Source organism: Rhizobium sp. CF080, assembly GCF_000282095.2.
GTDB lineage: Bacteria > Pseudomonadota > Alphaproteobacteria > Rhizobiales > Rhizobiaceae > Neorhizobium.
This window is the reverse complement of sequence record NZ_AKKC02000015.1, coordinates 595,075-617,913: the sequence shown is the minus strand read 5'-3', so window position 1 is coordinate 617,913 and position 22,839 is coordinate 595,075. Positions and strand designations below refer to the sequence as shown.

At 62.4% G+C, this 22,839-nt stretch carries 20 protein-coding genes and 1 tRNA gene; 9 read left to right on the top strand and 12 right to left on the bottom strand.

All coding sequences use genetic code 11. From position 1 onward, the window contains the following. Positions 1 to 403: 403 nt before the first annotated feature. The 3 genes from gpt to PMI07_RS30070 form a co-directional block, all read right to left on the bottom strand. Positions 404 to 901, bottom strand: a complete 498-nt coding sequence (gene gpt / locus PMI07_RS30080; RefSeq protein ID WP_037088723.1) for a xanthine phosphoribosyltransferase — start codon at positions 899 to 901, stop codon at positions 404 to 406. Between the two features lie 78 nt (positions 902 to 979). Then, positions 980 to 1,819 carry a universal stress protein gene (locus tag PMI07_RS30075; protein WP_007764004.1) on the bottom strand — a complete coding sequence of 280 codons (840 nt, stop codon included), beginning with the start codon at positions 1,817 to 1,819 and terminating at the stop codon, positions 980 to 982. A 123-nt stretch (positions 1,820 to 1,942) separates the two neighbouring features. After that, positions 1,943 to 2,728, bottom strand: a complete 786-nt coding sequence (locus PMI07_RS30070) for a competence/damage-inducible protein A (protein WP_024164288.1) — start codon at positions 2,726 to 2,728, stop codon at positions 1,943 to 1,945. Positions 2,729 to 2,976: 248 nt separating this feature from the next. Here PMI07_RS30070 and wrbA point away from each other — a divergent pair, with 248 nt between their 5' ends. Beyond that, positions 2,977 to 3,576: an NAD(P)H:quinone oxidoreductase type IV gene (wrbA, locus tag PMI07_RS30065; protein WP_024164287.1), complete on the top strand. Its 600-nt coding sequence runs from the start codon at positions 2,977 to 2,979 to the stop codon at positions 3,574 to 3,576. Positions 3,577 to 3,633: 57 nt separating this feature from the next. Here wrbA and PMI07_RS30060 read toward each other — a convergent pair whose 3' ends face one another. Both PMI07_RS30060 and PMI07_RS30055 read right to left on the bottom strand, forming a co-directional pair. Continuing rightward, entirely contained in the window at positions 3,634 to 4,386 is a 753-nt protein-coding gene (locus PMI07_RS30060) for a 3-oxoacyl-ACP reductase family protein (protein WP_007765433.1), read from the bottom strand. A 72-nt stretch (positions 4,387 to 4,458) separates the two neighbouring features. Then, positions 4,459 to 5,037, bottom strand: a complete 579-nt coding sequence (locus tag PMI07_RS30055) for a TetR/AcrR family transcriptional regulator (protein ID WP_007765431.1) — start codon at positions 5,035 to 5,037, stop codon at positions 4,459 to 4,461. Positions 5,038 to 5,230: 193 nt separating this feature from the next. Between PMI07_RS30055 and PMI07_RS30050 the strand changes: the two genes are divergently transcribed. Continuing rightward, positions 5,231 to 5,316 (top strand) — tRNA-Leu (locus PMI07_RS30050). Between the two features lie 67 nt (positions 5,317 to 5,383). Further along, positions 5,384 to 6,031: a metallophosphoesterase family protein gene (locus PMI07_RS30045; protein WP_024164286.1), complete on the top strand. Its 648-nt coding sequence runs from the start codon at positions 5,384 to 5,386 to the stop codon at positions 6,029 to 6,031. On the opposite strand, the gene PMI07_RS30040 is transcribed toward PMI07_RS30045, so the two are convergent. After that, complete coding sequence (locus PMI07_RS30040; protein WP_024164285.1) at positions 6,028 to 7,482, bottom strand: TrkH family potassium uptake protein; 1,455 nt, start codon at positions 7,480 to 7,482, stop codon at positions 6,028 to 6,030. The genes PMI07_RS30045 and PMI07_RS30040 overlap by 4 nt on opposite strands. A 116-nt stretch (positions 7,483 to 7,598) precedes the next feature. On the opposite strand from PMI07_RS30040, the gene ilvA reads away from it, so the two are divergent. Further along, positions 7,599 to 8,849, top strand: a complete 1,251-nt coding sequence (gene ilvA, locus PMI07_RS30035; protein ID WP_037088722.1) for a threonine ammonia-lyase — start codon at positions 7,599 to 7,601, stop codon at positions 8,847 to 8,849. On the opposite strand, the gene PMI07_RS30030 is transcribed toward ilvA, so the two are convergent. Together PMI07_RS30030 and PMI07_RS30025 are read right to left on the bottom strand one after the other, a co-directional pair. Further along, positions 8,842 to 9,834: an alpha/beta fold hydrolase gene (locus PMI07_RS30030; RefSeq protein WP_007754181.1), complete on the bottom strand. Its 993-nt coding sequence runs from the start codon at positions 9,832 to 9,834 to the stop codon at positions 8,842 to 8,844. The genes ilvA and PMI07_RS30030 overlap by 8 nt on opposite strands. Before the next feature lie 80 nt (positions 9,835 to 9,914). Then, a complete protein-coding gene (locus PMI07_RS30025) occupies positions 9,915 to 10,931 on the bottom strand; it encodes a glycerophosphodiester phosphodiesterase family protein (RefSeq protein ID WP_024164283.1) in 1,017 nt (338 codons plus the stop codon). 104 nt (positions 10,932 to 11,035) lie between these two features. On the opposite strand from PMI07_RS30025, the gene PMI07_RS30020 reads away from it, so the two are divergent. The 3 genes from PMI07_RS30020 to PMI07_RS30010 all read left to right on the top strand — a co-directional run bounded on the left by PMI07_RS30020 (position 11,036) and on the right by PMI07_RS30010 (position 16,054). Next, positions 11,036 to 11,359 (top strand): HlyU family transcriptional regulator, encoded by a 324-nt coding sequence (locus PMI07_RS30020; RefSeq protein WP_007761150.1) that lies wholly within the window; start codon positions 11,036 to 11,038, stop codon positions 11,357 to 11,359. Positions 11,360 to 11,491: 132 nt separating this feature from the next. Next, a complete protein-coding gene (amt, locus tag PMI07_RS30015; protein WP_007761147.1) occupies positions 11,492 to 14,671 on the top strand; it encodes an ammonium transporter in 3,180 nt (1,059 codons plus the stop codon). Positions 14,672 to 14,770: 99 nt separating this feature from the next. Continuing rightward, positions 14,771 to 16,054, top strand: a complete 1,284-nt coding sequence (locus PMI07_RS30010; protein ID WP_007761144.1) for a GGDEF domain-containing protein — start codon at positions 14,771 to 14,773, stop codon at positions 16,052 to 16,054. Here PMI07_RS30010 and PMI07_RS30005 read toward each other — a convergent pair. Beyond that, on the bottom strand, positions 16,051 to 16,668 hold the full coding sequence (locus tag PMI07_RS30005; protein ID WP_007761141.1) for an FMN-dependent NADH-azoreductase: 618 nt from the start codon (positions 16,666 to 16,668) through the stop codon (positions 16,051 to 16,053). The genes PMI07_RS30010 and PMI07_RS30005 overlap by 4 nt on opposite strands. 163 nt (positions 16,669 to 16,831) lie before the next feature. On the opposite strand from PMI07_RS30005, the gene PMI07_RS30000 reads away from it, so the two are divergent. Then, positions 16,832 to 17,800 carry a LysR family transcriptional regulator gene (locus PMI07_RS30000; RefSeq protein ID WP_007761137.1) on the top strand — a complete coding sequence of 323 codons (969 nt, stop codon included), beginning with the start codon at positions 16,832 to 16,834 and terminating at the stop codon, positions 17,798 to 17,800. Between the two features lie 36 nt (positions 17,801 to 17,836). Here the strand turns inward: PMI07_RS30000 and PMI07_RS29995 are convergent, their stop codons facing one another. Next, the gene (locus PMI07_RS29995; RefSeq protein WP_007761134.1) at positions 17,837 to 18,865 is read right to left on the bottom strand and encodes a zinc transporter ZntB; all 1,029 of its coding nucleotides are present in this window, start codon (positions 18,863 to 18,865) and stop codon (positions 17,837 to 17,839) included. Positions 18,866 to 19,165: 300 nt separating this feature from the next. On the opposite strand from PMI07_RS29995, the gene PMI07_RS29990 reads away from it, so the two are divergent. After that, positions 19,166 to 19,726, top strand: coding sequence for a DUF2087 domain-containing protein (locus PMI07_RS29990; protein WP_007761131.1), 561 nt, complete (start codon positions 19,166 to 19,168; stop codon positions 19,724 to 19,726). Between the two features lie 85 nt (positions 19,727 to 19,811). On the opposite strand, the gene PMI07_RS29985 is transcribed toward PMI07_RS29990, so the two are convergent. Continuing rightward, the gene (locus PMI07_RS29985) at positions 19,812 to 20,648 is read right to left on the bottom strand and encodes a PhzF family phenazine biosynthesis protein (RefSeq protein WP_007761128.1); all 837 of its coding nucleotides are present in this window, start codon (positions 20,646 to 20,648) and stop codon (positions 19,812 to 19,814) included. Positions 20,649 to 20,727: 79 nt separating this feature from the next. Next, positions 20,728 to 22,716: a bifunctional 2',3'-cyclic-nucleotide 2'-phosphodiesterase/3'-nucleotidase gene (locus tag PMI07_RS29980; RefSeq protein ID WP_007761125.1), complete on the bottom strand. Its 1,989-nt coding sequence runs from the start codon at positions 22,714 to 22,716 to the stop codon at positions 20,728 to 20,730. Between the last annotated feature and the right edge of the window lie 123 nt (positions 22,717 to 22,839).

The following is a 22,839-nucleotide window of genomic DNA, read 5'->3' as shown; positions in this document are numbered from 1 at the left end:
AAACTCGAAGAAGAACCGGCCTCGTTAATTCCGGTCCAGTCGCCGCCGCAACGTAAGGGACACTGTCGAACGAGCCGAGAGATTCGTCAAGGCGTAGATTGCAACGCTTTTGTAACCACAAGATATTGTGGTTCTTAGCTGTGGATAACGGGGACGGAGAAATAGGCGAGGAATCTCAGGCAGTTGCGAGGATGGCTTGAAGCTTGCGCAAGAAGGGCCGGAAATATTTCGTGAGCGCCGCACCCTACGAGAAGCCCGCTTCAGCGCGGTTTTGAAGACCGCCCGTACCATATTGAGACGTATTGCGAATTTGCACCTACCACTAATAGACGAGCCCGCGCCGGTTTTTAACTGCGCGGGCTGGTGACAAGGACCGAGATTTTTGGAAGGGGGCTGGAAAGAATCAGCCCTTGGCGCCCTTGGCGATCGGCTCCTGGTAGGTGAAGCCCATGTCCCAGGGGAAATAGATCCAGGTGTCCTGGCTGACCTCGGTCACAAAAGTGTCGATGGTCGGCACGCCGGTGGGTTTTGCGTAGACGCAGGCGAAATGCGCCTTCGGCAGCATGGTGCGCACTTCCGATGCCGTCTTGCCGGTATCGGTCAGGTCGTCGATGACCAGGACGCCGGCGCCTTCGTCGACCATTAGTTCAGGCGTGATTCCCTTGAGCAGGTTCATTTCGCCCTGGTTGACGTAGTCATGGTAGGAGGCGATGCAGACCGTCTCGATGAGGCGGATATTGAGTTCGCGGGAAATGATCGCCGCCGGCACCAGGCCGCCGCGGGTGATACAGACGATGGCGCGGAAGTCCCGGCCAAGGCCGGCGAGACGCCAGGCAAGCGCGCGGGCGTCGCGGTGGAACTGGTCCCAGGAAACGGGGAAGGCTTTTTCGGGAAGAGACATGAGGCTGGCCACCATTAGCGAAAGCATATTGTTGGCTCTCGCTAATAGCGGCAATTCGCCCGTTGACGCAAGGATTTGTCAGCGGGAAAGCAAAGTCAGTGCGGTCATCGAATCAAGCAGGGTGCGGGTGACGCCGCCAAACAGCATTTCCCACCAGCGCGCGTGGCCGTAACCGCCCATCACCAGCAGGTCGACGCTGCCCTCCGAGAGGTGGTTCTCGATCGCCGCTGCCGCGGTGAGGCCGCTCTTTCCCTGCGTCGACAGTGTCACGTTGATACCGTGCCGGGCAAGGGTGGCAGCGATCTCGGCCCCTGCCATTTCCGGCGTCTGGCCGCCGCGGTCGCCCGGATCGACGCAAAACACCTCGACGCTATCGGCACCTTTGAGGAACGGCATCGAATCGAAGGTCGCCCGCGCCGCCTCCCGCGAACCGTTCCAGGCGATCATCACTCGCTTGATCGGTTGCGGCACCTTCATCGTGTAGGGGATGAGCAGCATCGGCCGGCCGCTGTCGAAGAGGAAGGTTTCCAGATCGGCGCGGTGATCGGCATGGGCGGGGTCGCTCTGGCTGGCGACGATCAGATCGACGGCATGGGCGGTATCCATCACCGAATGGGAGCCGTAACCGGCCGACGACATGAAGCTGCGCCATTCGATGGAAAGGCCCTCGCGGGCCGATTGTGCCCTGAAGATCCGCTCGACTTCCGCCGTTTCCTTCTGCGCAGCGTCCTGGAGGATCTGCACGGCGGCGGGATCGGGAATTTCCATCGGCGCGATCAGCGGCACGGCGGCGAGCGTTTCGGCATGCACGCCGATCAGGTGCGCGGAAAACCGTTCGGCGAGCGCGATGCCGAAATCAGTGATCTGCCTGGCGTTTTGAGGGGTGTCGAGAACGGCGAGAATGGTCTTGTAGGCCATGGCTGTATCTCCTCATCAACTGGTTCCGCGGGATTGGAAACCAGTGTCTGATAAATACGTGTGTCGCACCTTGATCCCGGTCAAGGAGCGCACCGCCGGCAATGAGAGACAGAGTGACGCGGGTCAGGCATCGGCTGTCGGATTGGTGGCGATCTTGGCTCGGTCGATGCTGGCGATCATCTCCGCCACGGCTTGAGCTGCCGCATCCAGAACCTGCGGATCGCGGGCGCGCACGACGATTTCGGTCGAGAACCGCTGCCCGTCATATTTCGGATAGGAGCCGATGCTGGTCTCGGGATGCGCCTTCTGCACGGCCGACAGCAGCGTGCCGATATCGCCTTCGCCATAGGGGCAGGGCAGCGCCCGCGACAGCATTTTTGCGCCGGAACGCAGCATCGGCAGCACGTTATCGACCATCGCCTGAAAGACCTGAGGCACGCCGGCCATCACATAGACGTTGCCGATGATGAAGCCAGGCGCGGTCGAGACGGGGTTCGGGATATGCCTGGAGCCCTCAGGCATGCGGGCCATGCGCTGGCGTGCCTCGGTGAATTCCATTTCCCGGCGCTTGTACATGTCGGCGAGCAGCTTCATCGCATCGGGATCATGGATGCAGGGCACGCCGAAGGCTTTCGAGATCGCATCGGCGGTGATGTCGTCATGGGTAGGCCCGATGCCGCCCGAGGTGAAGACGTAGTCGTAGCGCGCGCGCAGCGCATTCAGCGCCTCGACGATCGCATCCTCCTCGTCGGCGACGATCCGCACTTCCTTGAGGTCGATGCCAGAAAGCGTCAGCAGATCGGCGAGATGGCCGATATTCTTGTCCTTGGTCCGGCCGGACAAAAGTTCGTCGCCGATGGCGAGCATGGCGGCGGTGACGATTAAGGATGGTTGCGACGCGTCAGACATGGATATTCCTCCGTAAGTGCCACACTCCTAAGCCCAAATTTTTCGAGGCAGAAGCGATTTTGTGGTGACGGCTGCAGAAACCGCGTCTGTTACGAATTTATGATCCGCAAGCGAAATATCGTCTCCGAATGCTGAACAGTGCGTAGACCCGACAGGGGCTGTCGCCAAGCTGTGAAGCCGTTACATCTGGGCCTGGTTCTGGCCGCAGACGGCCTTGTTCACACATCAGAGATTGAATGGAGAAGATCATGGCAAAGGTTCTCGTGCTTTATTATTCCGCTTACGGCCACATCGAGAAGATGGCCTATGCCGTTGCGGAAGGCGCGAAGTCGGCGGGCGCCGACGTGACGGTCAAGCGCGTTCCGGAACTGGTTCCGGACGAGGTCGCAAAGGCTTCCTACTACAAGATGGACCAGCAGGCCCCAGTCGCGACCGTCGAGGAACTGACCGAATACGACGCGATCATCGTCGGCGCCGGCACCCGGTTCGGCACGGTCGCTTCGCAGATGCGCAATTTCTGGGATCAGACCGGCGGCCTGTGGGCGCAGGGCAAGCTGGTCGGCAAGCTCGGCTCGATGTTCACCTCGTCCGCCACCCAGCACGGCGGCCAGGAATCGACCATTCTCGGCTTCATCCCGACCTTCCTGCACCAGGGCATGGCGGTCGCCGGCCTGCCCTACGCCTTCGCAGGCCAGATGGGCACCGAAGAAGTCAAGGGCGGTTCGCCCTACGGCGCCAGCACGATCACCAACGGCGACGGTTCGCGCCAGCCTTCCGAGATCGAACTCGAAGGCGCAAAATTCCAGGGCGCCCACGTTGCCAAGCTGGCCGCCAAGCTCGCTGCCTGATTGAATTGAGATGAATGAATGAAAGGGCGCGGCGAGAAATCTCCGCGCCCTTTTACGTCATGCGAGGTAGCCGCCGTCGATGGTGAGCGCCGATCCGGTGATGAAGCTCGATTCGGGGCTGGCGAGATAGGCGACCAGGCTCGCGACCTCATAGTCCTCGCCCACGCGGCCGATCGCCATCAGCGGTTTGGTGAGGGCACGGCTTTCCTCGCTGGAATTCATGTCGGTCGCCGTCGGCCCCGGCTGGATTGCGTTGACGGTGATGCCGCGGGGACCAAGATCGCGGGCGAGGCCGCGGGTCATCGAGGCGATCGCGCCCTTGGTCATGCTGTAGACGGAAGAGCCGGGAAAGCCGCTCCGCTCCGCAGTCACGCTGCCGGTGGTGATGATGCGGCCGCCCGACTGCATATGCGGCAGGGCGGCCTGGATCGCCACGAACGCCGCGCGGACATTGACGTCGAACATCCGGTCAAACGTGGCAAGATCGTAGTCGTCGACCAGGCCCCGCACGAGAATGCCGGCATTGTTGACCAGGATGTCGAGCCTGCCGAAGGCGTTCGCGGTTTCCGCAACCGCCGCCCTGACCGCGTCGACATCGGCGCTGTCGGCCTGGATCGCCAGCACCCTGCCGCCGGCCGACTCGATTTCGGCCGCAAGCTTTGCCGCCTGTTCCCCGGAAGCGGAATAGGTGAAGGCGACCGCCGCGCCGTCTTTCGAGAGGCGGCGGACGGTTGCAGCACCAATGCCGCGCGAGCCGCCGGTGACGAGCGCGACCTTGCCGGCGAGAGAATACGAGAGGGAGGATGGCATGGAAACTTCCTTCTTTATTGGATCGATCAGTCTAGAATTTGGCATGCGAAAACGATGTGGGAGACATGTCCTTCAGCGAAGGCTTCGAAGCGCGGTCCGGGCTATGCCCTGGAGGATCTGGGAGGAAGCTCCGGCGCGTGCGGCAACCTTGATGCCGGTGAGCGTCGCGAGGATGAATTGTGCGGCTTCGGCGGGTACGAGCTCCTCGGGCGCCTCGCCGGTGCCGACCGCTTCGGAAATGCGTGTCTCGAGGGCTGAGAGCAGGGCGCGGCCGGAAATCTCCGTCACCAGCGTCACCTCGCGCTCCGAATGGCCGAATTCGCAGACCGCGCTGATGCCAAGGCACGCGGGTGCAGGGTTTATGAGCGCGGTTTGAATCATATTCTCCAGAAGCGCCTCCACGCCTTTGATCGGAGAGGCTTTTCCGTTGAGAACCGCGACCTGGGAGGCGACGCTTTCGGTGACATAGCGTTGCAGGGCCTCCAGATAGAGTGCCCACTTGTCGCCGAACGTGTCGTACATGCTCTGGCGGCTGATCCCCATGGCCTTCAGGAGCGCATCCGTGGACGTGCCCTCGAAGCCGTGATCGGAAAAAACCCCGATCGCCCGCTTCAACACCGTGTCCCGCTCGAATTCCTTTTGCCGTGCCATGATCTGCAGATAGAAATTCCGGACTGATCTGTCAAGAATAGACGTCGGTATTTTTCTGCGACCGGCGCGACCGCCAAGGGGCGGGCCGGCCTTGCGCTCATCCGACCTTTCACGCTTTTTCGTGACAGGCGAACCGCTTCCGCGATTTGGGTGCTTGACGACGCCCCGCAACTTCAAGAAACAGGACGCCCATGCGGACGTGGCGAAACTGGTAGACGCAAGAGACTTAAAATCTCTCGGCCTTTGGTCATGCGGGTTCGATCCCCGCCGTCCGCACCAAACCAGACCCTGCCTGCAACCGTTTTCGATGAAGACCGTTTGATATCCATTTTGATGGAGGCGTGCTTTGGGCTTTACCTTTGCCATTGGCGATATCCACGGCTGCCTGGCGCAGTTGAAGGAACTGCTCGGGCATGTGGAGGACCATGCGCCTTCCGGGCACGTGGTGTTCATTGGCGATTATATCGATCGTGGGCCGAAGAGCAGGGGCGTGCTCGACCTTGTCATGGCGGGGCCGCGCAAGGAAGGGTGGCGGTGGATGGCGCTCAAGGGCAATCATGAGGACATGATGGTCCGCGCGCATCAGAACCGCGGGCACGACGAGATCACCTGGCTCGACAATGGCGGCCGCGAGACGATGGTCTCCTTCGACGGCTACGTGCCGCCTCAGGTGCTGTCATGGTGCGCGCATCGTCCGCTGATCCATGTCGACGAGCGCCGGATCTTCGTGCATGCCGGCGTCGACGAGACGCTGCCGCTCGATGGGCAGCGGGAGCGCGACCTGATCTGGAAGCGATTTGCGAGCGACGAGGACGGAGAATTCTGGGGCCGGCATCTCTGCCACGGCCACACGCCGCTTCCCGGCAATCCGCAGACGATCGGCAACCGCACCAATATCGACAGCGGCTGCGTGTTCGGCGGCGAACTGACCTGCGCCGTCTTCGACGACGACGAACCGGGCGGGCCGGTCGAATTCCTGCGCGTGCCGGGCTAGTGCCGCCAGAAAACCGGCGTCAGCAGGACCAGCACGGTCAGGATTTCGAGACGCCCGAGCAGCATCATCAGCGACAGGAGATAGAGCGCCGGATCGCTGATCGTGGAAAAGTTGCCGACGGGGCCGACGATCGGGCCGATGCCGGGACCGACGTTCGACAGCGCGGTGATGACCGAGGACGTGGCGGTCAGGACGTCGTAGCCCAACAGCGCCATGCCGACGCTGCCGACGACCCAGAGGAAAATGTAGAGGCTGACGAACAGGAAGACCGCACGCTGCGTCTCGGCATCCACCGTCAGGCTGCCGTAACGCACGGGATAGATCGCATTCGGATAGATGAGCTTGTTCAGCCCGGCGCGGATGACGTTGACCATCACCACGAAACGATAGGCCTTGATGCCGCCGGCCGTCGAACCTGAGCAGCCGCCCACGAAGGTGGCGAAGAAGGCGACGAGCACCACGAACGGTCCCCAGAGCGTATAGTCGTCGCTCGCAAAGCCACCGGTCGACAGGATCGAGGTGATGTTGAAGAACGAATGGATCAGCGCGTCGTCCAGTTCGACGCCATTTCTCAGGTGGTGGTAGACGGCAACGACGATCGAGATGAGGCAGAGATAACCGAGGAAAACCAGGATTTGCGGATCGCGCAGCGTATCCAGCCGCCCGCGGACGGCGAGCAGGATCAGCACCGAAAACGGCAGGCTGCAGATCGCCAGAAAGATAGTACCCACAACCAGAAGCCCGTTGTTGTCGAAATAGCCAAACGACATATCGTGGGTCGAGAAACCGGCCGTGGCGATCGTCGACATCGCATGGTTCAGCGCATCGAAATGGTCCATGCCGGCGAGATCATATGCGACGGTGCAGGCAAGCGTCAGCAGCACGTAGACGATCAGGAAGGCCCGGGTGAAGCTCGCAAGCCGGGCGAACGGTTTGTCGTTGGTCTCCGACGATTCAAGCTTGAAGATCGAGGCGCCGCCGACTTTCAGGAACGGCAGGACGAACAGGCCGAGACCGACGATGCCGATGCCGCCGAGCCAGGTGAGCAGCGAACGCCAGAGCAGGATGCCGGGCGGCATGGTGTCCAGCCCGACGATCACCGTCGAACCGGTGGTGGTGATGCCGGAGATCGACTCGAACAGCGCTTGTGCAAACGAGAGTTCGTGTTCCGCAAGGAAGAGCGGGATCGCGCCCACTACAGAAAACATCGCCCACAACACGTTGACCAGCAGGAAACCCAGCCGCTTGTTGAAGACCGGCGGTGGGCCATGGGTCGCCAGCGCCGCTGCCGCCGCAAGCCCCCCGACCATGAAGCCGGACATCGCGAAAACCTGCCAGTCGCGGTGCCCGTAATAAAGGTCCACCATCGCCGGCAGGAACATGGCGAGCGACAGGTAGAGCGCGCAGAGCGCCGTCATGTAGATGACCGACTGGAGAAGATTGGCGTTCAAAAAGGGTTGTCCCGAAGTTCGCGGCAACTGAAAGAAGCTTTGTCTCAGCCGTAAGCCTATGGCATAGCGGGACCATTCTTGAAATTCAATGGATGACCGATGTGACCAAGGCGGGCGTGACCAAAGCAGGCGTGGACGAAGCCAGGGTGGCGATGCGGGAGATTTTCCCCGAGACGCCGCTGCAGATGAACGAGCACCTGAGCCGCCGCTACGGCGCCGAGATCTGGCTGAAACGCGAGGACCTGTCGCCGGTCCGCTCCTACAAGATCCGCGGCGCCTTCAACTTCCTGCGCAAGGCGATCGCGTCAGGCGCCAAGGGCAAGACCTTTGTCTGCGCCTCGGCCGGCAATCACGCGCAGGGTTTTGCCTTCGTCTGCCGCCATTTCGAAGTGCCGGGCGTGGTCTTCATGCCGGTGACGACGCCGCAGCAGAAGATCGACAAGACCCGGATGTTCGGCGGCCAGTTCATCACCATCCGGCTGATCGGCGACATTTTCGACCAGTGCTATGCGGCGGCCCGCGCCCATGTGGAAGAGATCGGCGGCGTCATGGTGCCGCCCTTCGATGACGCCGACATCATCGAAGGCCAGGCGACCGTCGCGGCCGAGCTGCTCGAACAACTGCCGGAAGGCGTGACGCCCGATCTGGTCATCCTGCCGGTCGGCGGCGGCGGCCTTTCGTCGGGCACGACCGGCTACCTGAAGGACATCGTCAAGCGGGAAGACTTTCTCTTCACCGAGCCTGAAGGCGCGCCGAGCCTGAAGAAGAGCCTCGAGGCGGGCGAGCCGGTCACGCTCGCCAAGCTCGACAATTTCGTCGACGGTGCTGCCGTGGCGCGGATCGGCGACCTTAATTTCGAGGCTTTGAAGGGCTTTTCGCCGGATCAGGTTCTGCTGGTGCCGGAAAACGCCATCTGCGTGACGATCACCGAGATGCTGAACGTCGAAGGTGTCGTGCTGGAACCGGCCGGTGCCCTGTCGATCACCGCGCTCGATAGGCTGGGACGCGAAAAGCTCGGCGGCAAGACGGTGGTCTGCGTCGTCTCGGGCGGCAATTTCGATTTCGAACGCCTGCCCGACGTCAAGGAACGCGCCATGCGCTATTCCGGTCTCAAGAAATACTTCGTGCTGCGGCTTGCCCAGCGCCCCGGCGCGTTGCGCGATTTCCTCAATCTCTTAGGACCGGAAGACGATATCGCCCGCTTCGAATACCTGAAGAAATCGGCCCGCAATTTCGGCTCGATCCTGATCGGCATCGAAACCGCAAGACCGGAGAATTTCGCCGGCCTGATCGAACGGTTCGAGGCGGCGGGCATGGGTTATCAGGACATTACCGAGAACGAGATCCTGGCGAATCTCGTCATTTGAGGATGCCGTTGAGCCAGGCGATGGTCCGGTCGGCAAGCGGCCCGGTCGTCGCTGGCGAGATGATGTCGCCTGCAATCACATGATTGCCGGGATCGCCGGTCTTGCCGACATCGAAAAGCGCGTGAGGTCCGCCCCAGCGCCCGGCGACTTCGCGCACCTTGTCGGGACGGATGACCTGATCGAGCGACGAATAGAGAAACAGCGCCGGCGTCTTGATCTGCTCGGCTGGGCTCTCGACCGAGAGTTTGACCAGCGCCGCCATCGGCAGCAGCGCGCTTGTCGGATACCGGGTCGTCCAGTGGGCGGCGTGGCGGTCGTTGTAGGCCGTGAAGCCGCGGCTTTCGCCAAGCAGCAGCCTTGAAAGCTGCGGCGCGACTGGCGTCGTCAGAAGGAAGGCGCCGAAACTGTTGATGCCGTAGTTCGGCGACACGAAGACGGCGGCCGAGATGCGGGAAGCGATCCTCGGATCGGCCAGCGCCAGCGTCGCAAGCGAGGCGCCGGTCGAGGTGCCGATGACGATCACCTGGGTGCCGAGCGCTTCGCCGATCGCCAGACTTTCGGAAAAATCCGCCAGCCAGTCTTCGAGGCCTGGCTCGCCCATGGCATCGCCGCTGCGGCCATGGCCGGCAAGCCGGGTGAAATAGAGATTGGCGCCGAGCGCTGCCGCGACGCGGTCGGGCAGGGGGCGGATCTCCTCGGCCGAAGCCGAGAAGCCGTGCAGGTAGACGACGGCGAAGGGCGTTTTTGCCTTCGTCGCCGGATCGGCCCAGACGATGCGTTTGGCAGCCCCCGGCCGGATGTCCGGATAGCGGCTTTCGCCGGCGGCGAGATAGGCGTCGATGTCCACGCCGAGGCTGGCTTTGTCGAAGGCGGGGAAACCGTCAGCGGGCATGCGCGGGCCGGACATCAAGTGCACTCCGAAGGCGGCGACCAGGATCGCGCAGACATAAATGATCGCCCGCCATGACAAGAATCTCCTCCGCATCCGGCGCTCCCTCCGAACCGAGAGCTGATGATAGGCACGGTTCGTGACGACGGGAAGTCTATCGGCCGCAGATCGTCGGCCTAGCCGCAGATCAGCGGCCGGGCGGGCAGGGCGCAGAAGCCGCGGCGCTCCGCCTCGGGCCGGGTCTTCTCGATCACGTTGGTCCAGACGAGGCCCGGAAAGCCTGATGGCACCATGTCCCAGGTCTCCCGGTCGTCTATGCCGGACGATCCGGCGTCGCCGGCCTCGAACGGACCGATCAGCACCACATCCGATCCGGCCGCCCGCATCCGGTCGTAGAAACGCTCCGGCCAGCCCCAGAGGAGGAACGCATAGTTGATCGGCACGGGCACGAGCGTTTTGCGGCAGGCTTCCGGCACATGGCCGCTCCAGCCGAGGGCCAGATAGGTGAGAAGGCAGGATTTCGCCGTGCGGTTCGAATAGCCCGGAAGGCCTGCGACCGAGCCGACCGCCTTTTCGGTCGGCTCGTTGCCGCCATAGACGCCGAATGTCGCTGCGCGGGCGGACGGCTGGCTGTTGAACAGGGCAGCAAGCGCTTCGCCTTCCTCGGCGCGGCGGCTCTTGAAATTGATCAGGAAACGGCCGTCCGGCAGGGCGTCAAAAACCTCCGGCAGGGTCGGCATCAGGCCCTTGCCGTGGCCCCGGAACGGAAAGGTCTTACCCCCATCGGCCGTGTAACCGTAGCCGATGTCGAGCGACTTCAGGACGGACATCGGGGGCTGTTCGGTAACGCCCTTGCCCTCGGTGCGGCAATCGAGCGTCCAGTCGTGGAAGACGGCGAACTGCTTGTCAGGCGTCAGATGCACGTCGAGTTCGACCACGTCGGCGCCGGCATCAAAGGCGGCCTTCATGCCCGCAATGGTGTTCTCCAGAAAGGCATGCGTCGGCGGCAGCATCAGGCTCGCGGTGCAGGTGTCGTTTTCCACATCGGAGGTGTCGAAAAGCTGGTGCTGGCCGCGATGGGCGATGATCCTGAGCGGCCTATCGTCCGGGAAGCGGGAGAAGAGGGAGGTATTGCCGATCCATAGGGCGGCGGCGAGGGCGAGGGGGAATGCTGCGGCGATCTTCCATTTCATGCGGACGGCTCCTGAAGCGTGCGGATGGACATCAGACGTTCGAGCGCGACTTTTCCTTGGGTGCCCCGCTTCCGGCCCGGGCAGGAATATGATAGGCAGCCGCCATGGCTTCGTTTCTGTCAAACATATTCTCGATGTTCTCCGGTGGCGGCAAAGCTGCCGAAGCACCAGCTGCTTCCGTCAAGCCTGTCGAGCATGAGGGCTGCATCATCCATCCGGCGCCGATCCGGGAAGGCTCGCAGTTCCGGCTGGCGGGACGAATCGAGAAGGACGTCAACGGCGAGACGCTGGTGCGCAATTTCGTCCGCGCCGACGTCTTTACCTCCCTGGACGATGCGGTCGAATATACCGTCCGCAAGGCGCAGCAGATCATCGACCAGAATGGTCCGTCACTGTTTTCCGATGGGGAGAAGTCGCGCTCCGCGTGACATGCGTTCGGCCTTGTGATCGCAAAAATTGTGAGTCACACTCAAAATTAAATCATTAGCGATAGCTTGAGGCATCTGTTCCGATGTCTTTTCTGCGGTCGACCTTTGATGCGATCTCGCTGGTCATATTTTATGCTTTTTATCGGCTCCGGGCTTTCCTGCGGCCTGGTTCCGGGCCTTGCCTTCGCGGATGATCTCCTTTCGCGCAATTCCCGGCTGGACATGACATGGGTGCTCGTCGCCGCCGGACTGGTGATGATGATGCAGGTCGGCTTCCTTCTGCTCGAAGCCGGCATGGTACGATCGAAGAACTCGATCAACGTGGCGCAGAAGAACCTTCTCGATTTCGTCTTCGGCGTCGTCGCCTTCGCGGCGATCGGGTTCATGATCGCCTTCGGCCATTCGAACGGTTTCCTGTTCGGAAGGCAAAGTGAATTCTATTTCCTGCGCGATCTGGACAGCTGGCAGTCGGCCTTTTTCGTCTTCCAGGTCATGTTTTGCGGCACGGCCGCGACGATCGTCTCGGGCGCCGTTGCCGAGCGCATGAAGCTGCCGGCCTATGTGTTCGGTTCGCTGTTCATGTCGGGGCTGATCTATCCGGTCTTCGTGCACTGGGCCTGGGGTTCGGCGCTGTTCCCGAATGCGTCGGCCTTCCTGTCGCAGATGGGTTTCGTCGATTTCGCCGGCTCCACGGTCGTCCATTCGACCGGCGGCTGGGTGGCGCTGGCGGCCTGCATGGTCATCGGTCCCCGCATCGGCAAGTTCAATGCGGACGGCACGCCGGTCAGGATCGCCGGTCATAGCCCGGTCCTGTCGACCACCGGCGCGCTGCTGCTCTTTATCGGCTGGATCGGGTTCAACGGCGGCTCGACGCTCGGCGTTTCCGACCAGGTGGCGCCGATCATCATGAACACGGTGCTGGCCGGCGGCATGGGCACCTGCGTCGGTTACATCATCGGCTTCTACCAGGATGGCGTCATCCTTCCCGAAAAATCGAATTCCGGCATGCTCGGGGGGCTCGTGGCGGTCACCGCCGGTTGCCATATCCTCGACCCGGCAAGCGCGCTGATGGTCGGCGCGATCGGCGGCGCGGTGGCGATCTTCGGCAATGCGTTCGTCGAGAGAAAACTCAGGATCGACGATGCGGTTGGCGCAATCGGCGTGCATGCCTTTGCCGGCGTCACCGGCACGCTGCTTCTGGCACTTCTCGCGCCCGTCGATCAGCTTCCAGCCGGCGGCAGGCTGGCGCAGCTGCATGTGCAGCTCGTCGGCGTCGGCGTCAATTTCTACTGGGCCTTCGGGCTCGGTTACGCCTTCTTCTGGGCGGCGGACCGGCTGATGCGCATCCGCGTTTCGGCCAAGGACGAAGAGGACGGGCTGAACCTTGCCGAACACGCGACCCGCCTCGGCGTCGGCCATGTCGAGGATGCGCTGACCGATCTTCTCGGCGGCAATGCCGACCTGCGCAAGCGGCTCCCCGTCGTGCAGGGCGACGAGGCCGAAAAGCTGACCGGCCTCTTCAATCGGCTGATGGACAATGTCGAGGAAGAGGAGCGCAGCCGCGGAGAGCTGATGGAACTGCGCCGCGACAACGAGGAGTCGGAGCGGGTCGCAGCCCTTGCGAACGCCACGTTCGAGGCGATCCTGATCCACCGCGACGGCGTTATCGTCGACGGCAATGAGCAGCTCGGCAAGATGGTGGGCCTGCCGCTTGCCGAAATCATCGGCCGTTCCGCCTTCGATTTCCTGCATGACGGCGAGACGATCCGCGTCGCCGACATGATGAAACTCAACGACGACAACAGCCACGAAATCATCGTGAGGCTGGCGAGCGGCGAAGGAATCCCCGTCGAGGCGCGCGGCCGCGACATCCTCTATCGCGGCGAGAAGGCCCGTATCGGCTGCCTCGTCGATCTCAGGGAACGCAAGCTGGCGGAGAGCCGCATGCGCTACCTCGCGCTTCACGATCCGCTGACCGGGCTGCCGAACCGCGTGCTGTTTTCCGAACGGCTGACCGAACTGGTGGCCGAGGCCGGAAATGGCAAGGGTTGCGGTGTCCTGATGGTCGATCTAGACCGCTTCAAGGACATCAACGACATTCACGGCCACCAGACCGGCGACGCGGTGATCCGCGAGACCGCCGCTCGCCTTGCGGCCGAGGCCGGACCGGACAATATCGTCGCCCGTCTCGGCGGCGACGAGTTCGCCGTCATCATCGCCCACACGTCCGAGACCGGCGAGCTCGAGAATTTCGGCGACCGGCTGCTGGCCGCGATGGCCGATCCGATCGATATCGGCCACGGCGAGCAGGTCAATATCAGCGTCAGCATCGGCGGCGCACTGTGTCCCGAACATGCGCAGGACATGGATGCGCTGATCGGTTGCGCCGACGTGGCGCTCTACCATGCCAAGAACGCCGGCCGGAATGCCTGCCGCATGTTCAGGCGAGGCATGAACGAACTGATCGAGAAGCGCCGGGCGCTGGAAGTCGATCTGGAAATCGCCCTGCAGGGCAATGAATTCGAACTCTACCTGCAGCCGCGTGTCGAGGCGGAAAGCGGCCTCATCATCGGTTACGAGGCGCTGCTGCGCTGGGTTCATCCAAAGCGCGGCATGATCAGCCCGGGCGACTTTATTCCCGTCGCCGAGGCCTCCGGCAAGATCATCCGGCTCGGTGCCTGGGTGCTTGCCGAAGCCTGCCGGCTCCTGGAGGATCTCGACGGCCATATCAGCATCAATGTCAGCCCGTTACAGTTCCGCCACGCGGATTTCGTCGCCGATCTTGCCGATCTTCTGAAACGTACCGGCGCCGATCCGCACCGGATCGAACTCGAGATCACTGAGAGCGTGCTGATCGAAGACGACAAGCGCGCCGTGCAGATCCTCAACGACCTCAAGCGTATGGGCTTCCACATCGCGCTCGACGATTTCGGCACCGGTTATTCGTCGCTGAGCTATCTCAGCCGCTACCCGTTCGACACGATCAAGATCGACCGCAGTTTCGTCAGCAATCTGAACCTGGTCGACAATGCGCAGATCATCGTGCGCACCATCATCGACCTGGGTACCGGTCTCGGCATGAAGGTCGTCGCCGAAGGTGTCGAGACGACCGAACAGGCACTGTTCCTCGCTCACGCAGGCTGCGACGAGCTGCAGGGTTATCTTCTCGGCAAGCCCCGGAAGGCCAGCGAAATCATCCGCGAAATCGACCCCGCGATCGCCACCCAGCTCCGCAATGTCCCGAAGAGGCTGCCGGAGATCCAGGATTACCCGACATTCGAAGGCGAAACCTACCCAGCCGTTGTTGCATAGTCATGCATAATGGCGATAATCCCCGCCGGGTTGGAGATCGTGTAAAAAAGATAGCGGTTACAGCGGCATAGTGCCTGCAGGGGGTTAAAGCAGATCGAAATGCAAGTGTTCAATCTCGCCCTCTTCCTGTCGGAAGCGGTGATCTATTTCGCTGTCATGACCGCCTTCCTGCATTTCCGTCGTCAGATTGGCCTCGGCGTATTTCTTGCCGCGCTCGGCGTGATGCATTTCATGGAGACCTACCTTGCGGCGGTCTTCTATATTGATCTTCCATTCGGTACCGTTTCTCCGGGCTCGTCGGTGTTTTTTGCCGGCAAGCTGATGATGATTCTGCTTCTTTACTTGAAGGAGGATGCGGCAACCGTCCGCCAGCCGATCTACGGGCTGTTCCTCGGCAACCTTCTGACGGTTGGGATCGCCCAGCTTCTCCAGGCGCACGAGGTCGTGGCGCTGCCGGGCGGCCGCGCCGCGGACATGGGTTTCCTGAACGAGATGGGCTGGCTGATGGTGTGGGGCACGGCGCTGCTCTATATCGACGCGATCGGCATCATCCTGCTGTACGAGCGGCTGGGCCGCGTATTGCGCAGCAACGTCGTGCTGAGATTCGCGATCAGCGGTGCGGTCATGCTGACCTTCGACCAGGTCGGCTTCTATGCGGCACTCAACATCCTCTTCGATGCGCCGCCTTCGGTCTTCTTCGGCGGCTGGTATGCGAAGATCCTCGCTGTGGTCCTCTATGCGCTGCTGTTTGCCGTCTATCTCAAGATCGAACAGATCCCGCGGCTCGCCAGGTCGACGCGCGAGATCACCGATATCTTCAACGACCTGACGTTTCGCGAGCGCTACCAGGCGCTGCTTGCCAAGAGCGGCGTCGACGGGCTGACCGGTCTTTTCGACCGCAGCCGGCTGGAGGCGGATGTTCCCAAGCTCATTCACCGCTGTCTCGATCGCGGAACGGGACTCAGCCTCATCATCGTCGATGCGGATCATTTCAAGCAGGTCAACGACCTCTTCGGCCATCTGAAGGGTGACGAGGTGCTGAAGGAAATTGCGCTGTGCCTGCAGGCCGGCTCGCGCCCGAGCGACCATCTGTCCCGTTTCGGCGGCGAGGAATTCGTGCTGATCCTGCCCGACACCGATCACGACAGCGCCCTGATGATCGCCGAGCGCCTGCGGACTGCGATCTGCCGGTCGGTCATTCGTCCCGACGGCCAGTGCGTGACGGTATCGATCGGCGTGGCGACGGCTCCGGAAGACGGGCATGCGCTCGATGCGGTGCTCGGGCGTGCCGACGAGCGGCTCTACCGCGCAAAAAATGACGGCCGGGACAATGTCCACGGCCGTCTTGGCAGGCTCGCCCCGTCAGGCGCAGGGACGGCTTAAGCGGCGAGAGCGAGCTGCCGATTGCGCTGCTGGGCGGCGGCGATAGCCTTTTCAGCAGCGTCCGGGCCGAAGGCGACGCCTTCGACATAGATGACTTCCACATCGGTCATGCCCAGGAAGCCGAGCACGGTCGTGAGGTAGGGGACGGCGTGGTTCATGCCGGCGGCCGGGCCTTCCGAATAGACGCCGCCGGATGCGAGCACGACATAGACTTTCTTGCCGGTGGCAAGGCCTTCGGGGCCTGTCGCCGTGTAACGGAACGTCTGGCCGGCGCGGGCGATGTTGTCGATCCAGCTCTTCAGCGTCGAATAGATGTTGAAGTTGATGAGGCCGGTGGCGATGACCACGGTTTCGGCCGCCAGCAGTTCGGCGACCAGCTTGTCGGAATAGTCGGCGGCGGCGGCTTCTGCCGGGGTACGGTCGGCCGCAGGCTTGCGGATGGCGGAGGTCGTGACGCTGTCCAAATGCGGGATCGGGTTGGCGCCGAGGTCGCGATGGACAACCGACGTTCCGTTGTCGCGGGCGCTCAGTTCGTTGGCAAGGTCATGGGCGACCTTGCTGGAGAGCGATTCGTCGCCGCGGGGGCTGGAAGTAACGAGAAGAATGGAAGACATGCTTTTTTTCCTTGTCTGGAGATCTTATCTGCAGTCTTGGGCGCTGCAGAGGGATTGGAGAGCGGGTGGATCCGCTGTGTTCGAGAGATTAGATAGGCGTGGACGCCCATCGATAAAACTGAGATAATCTCGAAGCTATATATCGAAAATTTGGATGAAGACCATGGAAGCCAATCCGACCCTCGACCAGTTGCAGGTGTTTCTCGCGATTGCCGAAACGGGAAGCTTCTCCGCCGCCTCGCGCTTGCTCAACCGGGCGCAATCGGTGGTGAGCTATACGATCGGCAACCTCGAAACCCAGCTCGAAGTGGCGCTTTTCGAGCGCAGCGGCGCGCGCCAGCCGAAGTTGACCGAAGCGGGCAAGGCGATGCTGACGGATGCGCGGCGGATCGTCGCCGACCTCCAGGTGATGCGCGCCCGGGCGAAAAGCATCAAACAGGGGCTGGAGGCGGAGCTGTCGCTGGCGCTGAGCGTGATGGTGCCGTCGGATGCTATTGTGACCGAACTGCGTGAGTTCCGGGAGAGATTCCCGAGCGTGGCGCTCAATCTCAATGTCGGCGAACTCGGCATGGTCATGGAGATGGTCATTTCCGGCAAGGCCGATATCGGCATAGGCGGATCGATCCTTCGTCAGGAGGATTCGCTGGTGATGGAGAAGATCGGCTACTCCTTCATGATTCCGGTCGCCGCTGCCGAACATCCGCTTGCAAAGTTGGGTCGGCCTCTGACGCTCGCGGACGTGCGCGAGGAGGTCCAGATGGTCGTGACGGATACGTCCGGCCTGACGAAGGGGCGCGATTTCAATGTCTTGTCCTACAAGACATGGCGCGTCAGCGACATCGCCACAAAGCACCAGTTGATCAAGGGTGGTCTTGGCTGGGGCGGCCTGCCGGCTTCGGTCGCCGGAAAGGACATCATGGACGGAACGCTCGTGGCGCTCGATCTCGAAGCCTATGAGCAGAGCGAATACCCGCTTTATGCCATGCGCAAGACCGCAAACCCGCTGGGCCCCGCGGGCCGGTGGCTGGTCGATGCCATGGAGCGCCGGCTATCGACCTGCCCCAACCATGATGACTTCAAGCAGATGCTCGGGCTAGAACCGCGTGAAACGATCCCTCAAGCGGCCGAATAGCCGAAGCGGTGCTGGCCCGGGCACACCGAAGCGGATTCAAAGCCACTCGATGCGCTTCAGGATCCACAGCGTTCCGGCGGAAATAACCACGACGAGCGCAACGATGATCAGGAAGGCCCAGGTGTCGTTGACGCCGGGAATGCCGCCGACATTCATGCCGAAGAGACCGGCGACGACGCTCGGCGGCAGGAGAAGGGCCGCCAGCGCGGCAAGCCTGTTGGAATTGCGGGCGATCCGCTCGCCGATGACCGTGGAAAGGTCGTCGTGAAGGATGCTGGTCCGGTCGCGGATCGCGTCGAGATATTCGATGAACCGCATCAGTTTGTCGATCACCTCGCGAAAGCGCAGCTTGTCCCGTTCTTTGAGCCAAGGCGCGTCGTCGTGCTCGATCCTGTTGAGCGCGTCGCGCTGCGGGGAGAGATAACGGCGTAGCTGCACGGCGCGGCGGCGCAGCAGCTTGAGCCTTTGGCGGACCTCACTCGCTTCCCCCTTGAAAATCAGCTCGTCGAGTTCGTCGACCTCTTCGTCCATGTCGTCGAGCACGGGCTCCAGATCGCGGACGAGCTTGTCGCTGACGAGTGCCAGAAGTTCCCCGGCCTGCCGGGGGCCCTTGCCGTTGTCGAGCGCCCGCCGGATATCGCGCAGTGCGGTGATATAATGGCCGCTGTCTCGCAATGTCACCAGTCGGTGCTCGTCCACCCAGATATGCAGCGGCACGAGGTCGATCTCGTTGGAGTTTTTCTCTGCTTCCTCCGGCGGAGCGGCGCAGACGCCGCGCAGGATGATCAGCAGCCCGTCGCCCACGGGTTCGACCCGCGGGCGTGAATCCTCCGCAAGAAGCGCCTCCGCCACCAGCGGATCGAAACCGCCCTTGGTGTTTATCCATTCTGCCGTCGCCGGATGGTCGCGCTCGAAATGCAGCCAGACGATACCGTCCCCCCGCTTCCAGCTGCAGGCCTCGGCCATGTTCATCGTCCTGCAGCCCCCGTGGCCGTCGAGGTTAAGGACGAAGCGCAGGCCGGGTTCGTCGCCGTAGCTTTCTGCAGTCTTTACCTTTTCGAGCATCGATGGACGTCCTCCTCAGGCGATTTCGATCGATTTTACCAGCAAATGTCTTGCCCGCGAAGAGCATGCATTCCCTGCAAAACGGCGGAACGACCGGAGCGCACCGGCTGCGAGTTGACGCTGTTTCGACCTCTGCTATAACGGCGCCACGGTCTGCAGTTCACCGAGGCGTCGCCGTCCCGAAAGGGAAGCTAAACCTGCACAGACGAAGATGATCAGCACTTATCCCGTGCTCGAGTCGACAAGCCGGCGACCAGCGACACCCTGATTTTTAGGGAATGGCGCGTTTGAGGATAAGACATGCCGAGATCCATCTTTCCCATGGAGATCGCCGACCTTTCGGCTTTCGCCAAATCCGTCCGTCACCAGATCGACACGCTCGACCACAAGCCGAGCCATCTGGAAATGCTCAATCTGCTTACCAAGGCGGCCGGTTTCCGCAACTACCAGCATTTTCGCGCGGCCGCCAAGACCGCCGATGTCATCGCTGGGTGGCGTCCGGTGCTGGACGACGAACCGGCACCCGACGAAGAGCGGGTGCTGAAGACCGCCCGCCATTTCGACGAGGAGGGCAGGCTGGTGCGCTGGCCGGCCAAGCGCGGGCAGCAGGAAATCTGCCTCTGGTTCCTCTGGTCGAAGATACCGGCGGGCCGGGAGTTCACCGAGCGGCAGATCAGCGAGCTGCTGAACACGTTGCACGTCTTCGGCGATGCCGCGCTGCTGCGCCGCGATCTCTTCGATTTCGGCCTCGTGCAGCGCACGCGCGACGGCCGGGAGTATCGGCGCATCGAGCAGAAACCGCCGGCCGAGCTGAAGCTGCTGCTGTCCCGGATTGGTCTCGCCAGGGCAAAGGCGGCATAACCGTCAGTCGGCCCACCGGATCGGTCTCAATCGCGATCGTGTGCCATCGGCCGGGACTTTCCCTGCCGATGGCATCTCCGACAGGTCAGAGTTCCAGCGCACCCTGAATACATGTGACCACGTCTCCACCGATCCAGATATCGTCGCCGACTTTGTCGACATAAACCCGGCCGGCGCGGCCAAGGACGGTGCCTTGGGCCGCAACGTAGCTTTCCGGCGCGACACCGGATCCGATCAGCCATTGGGCAAGGCCGGCATTAAGACTGCCGGTGACCGGATCCTCGTAGCCGTTGCGGGTAAAGGCGCGCACCTCGAATTGCGCGTCCTTGTCATCGAGATCGGGATTGAAGCGCCCGACGAGCCCGACGCGGGTGCCGGCGAGAGCGGAATAGTCCGGCTTGACCGCCAGCACATCGGCGCGCGAGGGCAGGCGCACGCCGATCCAGTCCGGACCGTTCTCGCACCAGTTGGAATCCTCGATCAGGTTGGTGGGCAGGTTGAGCGCCTTGGCGATCCGCTCCACCAGTGCCGGATCCACCGGGCCGTTGCGCGTAAGCGGCGGCGCCGCAAACGCAAGCCGATTGCCGTCACGGCGGATGCGGACGAGGCCCGCGCCGCATTCCTGCACGATATCGCCGGTCGGTGACATCTGTTGCTGCGAGAGCCAGACATGCGCACTGCCGAGCGTCGGATGGCCGGCGAAAGGCAGTTCCTGCGACGGCGTGAAAATCCTGACCCGGTAGCTGGCCTTCGGATCGGTCGGCTCAAGCAGGAATGTCGTTTCGCTGAGATTGGTCCAGTTGGCGAAGGACTGCATTTGCGCGTCGCTCAGTCCGTCGGCGCCGATCACCACGGCAAGCGGGTTACCGCGCATCGGCTGGCTGGAGAAGACGTCGACCTGCTGGAAGGAGAATTTTTGCATTGCCTTGCCTCATGCAGTTGAAAAGAAAGACGGCAGCCAAGGCTGCCGTCCAGATATTGCCGCAGGATGATATTGGCCGTTACAGCACCAGCCGGAACTTGGCAAAACCGTTCTCACCGTCGCCGGCGTCCTCGATCTTGGCACCCTTGACCGCGGTCGCGTACTGGCGGGCCTTGGGGCCGGTTTCGAAGATGGCGCTTGTGCCGGGCAGAGGCTTGAACGACCAGTTGGCATCGGCGGACGGGTTGATCGTGCCCTGTTCGACGATGTAGCGGACGATCACGTCGCGGTTGGTGTCGGGCGCCACGAAGATCACCTTGTCGCCGGCGATCTCTGGGAATTTGCCGCCGCCGCCGGCGCGGTAGTTGTTGGTCGCCACCACGAATTTCTGCGCCGGATCGATCGGCTTGCCGTTGTACTGCAGGTTCACGATCCGGTTGGAGTTGGCATTGATCAGCTTGCCGTCCTTGTCGAAACGGGTCGGCTGCGACAGGTCGATCTGGTAGGTGACGCCGTCGATGACGTCGTAATTGTAGGACGGGAAATCGTTGTTGAGCAGCGGCGCATCCTTGGCGCCGGCCGCGACCTGATTGAACATGCCGGCCGACATTTCCAGCCAGTTCTTGACCTGGGCGCCAGTGATCAGCACCGCCTGCACGGTGTTGGGGTAGAGGTAGAGATCGGCGACGTTCTTGATGGCGATGTCGCCCGCCGGCACATCCGTGAAATATTCAGCGCCGCCGCGGCCGCCGGCCTTGAAGGGGGCTGCAGCCGAGAGGACGGGGAGGTCCTTGTACTGGCCTTCCTTCAGCATCTCCTTCATGTACCAGGTCTGGGCATTGGAGACGATCTGCACCGACGGATCGTCGGCAACCAGCGCGAAATAGGAATAGAGCGGCGCCGAGCTCTTGCCGACGGCGCGGCGGACATAGGCAAGCGTTGCCTCATGCTCTTCCTTGGCGGCGGCGATGATTTCCGGCTTGTCCTTGACGTCGGCGACGATCTTGCGGGCATCGTCGCGGTGGTAGATCGGCCGGGCTTCGGACGTCGAATCGACGATCTTCCAGGTCTTGCCGTCCTTTTCGAGCAGCAGGTCGATCAGGCCCATATGCGAGCCCCAGAAGCCGCCCATGACGGCGGGCTTGCCCATCAGCTTGCCCTTCTTCGTGTCGGCGCCGGTGACGCCGTCGAAATCCTTGGTGCCGGGGAAGACCAGATGCTGGTGACCGGTGAAGATCGCATCGATGCCCTCGACGCCGGCAAGATAGAGCGAGGCGTTTTCCATGCGGTCGCTCAATCCGCCGCTATCGATGCCGGAATGGGAGAGCGCGATGACGATATCCGCACCTTCCTCCTTCATGACCGGCACCCAGGCCCTGGCGGCATCGACGATGTCGCGGGTCTGCGCCTTGCCTTCGAGGTTTTTCGCATCCCAGGTCATGATCTGCGGCGGCACGAAGCCGATGAAGCCGACCTTGACCGGGCTCGTGGCGCCCGAACCATCACGGATCTGCTTTTCGACGATCACATAGGGCTTGAGGAAGAGCTCGTCCTTCTTGGCATCGGATGCCAGCATGCCCTTGGTGAGGTTGGCGCAGACGTAAGGGAAGCCGGAGCCGGCCAGGACCTTGAACAGGAAATCGAGGCCGTAGTTGAATTCGTGGTTGCCGAGCGTGCCGGCATCGTAGCCGAGCACGTTCATCGCCTTGATGACCGGATGCTTGTCACCCTCCTTCATGCCGCGCTCATAGGCCATGTAGTCGCCCATGGGGTTGCCCTGCAGGAAGTCGCCGTTGTCGATCAGCATGGAGTTGCCGGCTTCGGCGCGGATCGCGTCGATGATCGAGGCGGTACGGGCAAGGCCGAGCGTGTCGTTCGGCTTGTCGGCGTAATAGTCGTAAGGGAAGACGTGGACGTGGATATCGGTGGTTTCCATGATGCGCAGATGCGCCTGGTTGCCGGCCGCGCGGGCAGCAAAGGGATGCAGCATCACCAGCGCCGACGAGGCGGCGACGCCTGCTAGCAGCGAGCGGCGGGTGATCGGGTGAAGAGCATTAAGCGATGACATGGGCAGCCTCCTTCGAACGGACCGGTGAGCGACAATTCGGCGCCATATTGACGCGCGTGGATTGTAACTCCAAGCGGATTCTGAGCGATGGAGGAGATGCGCGTGACGATCGCCCGCTCTACC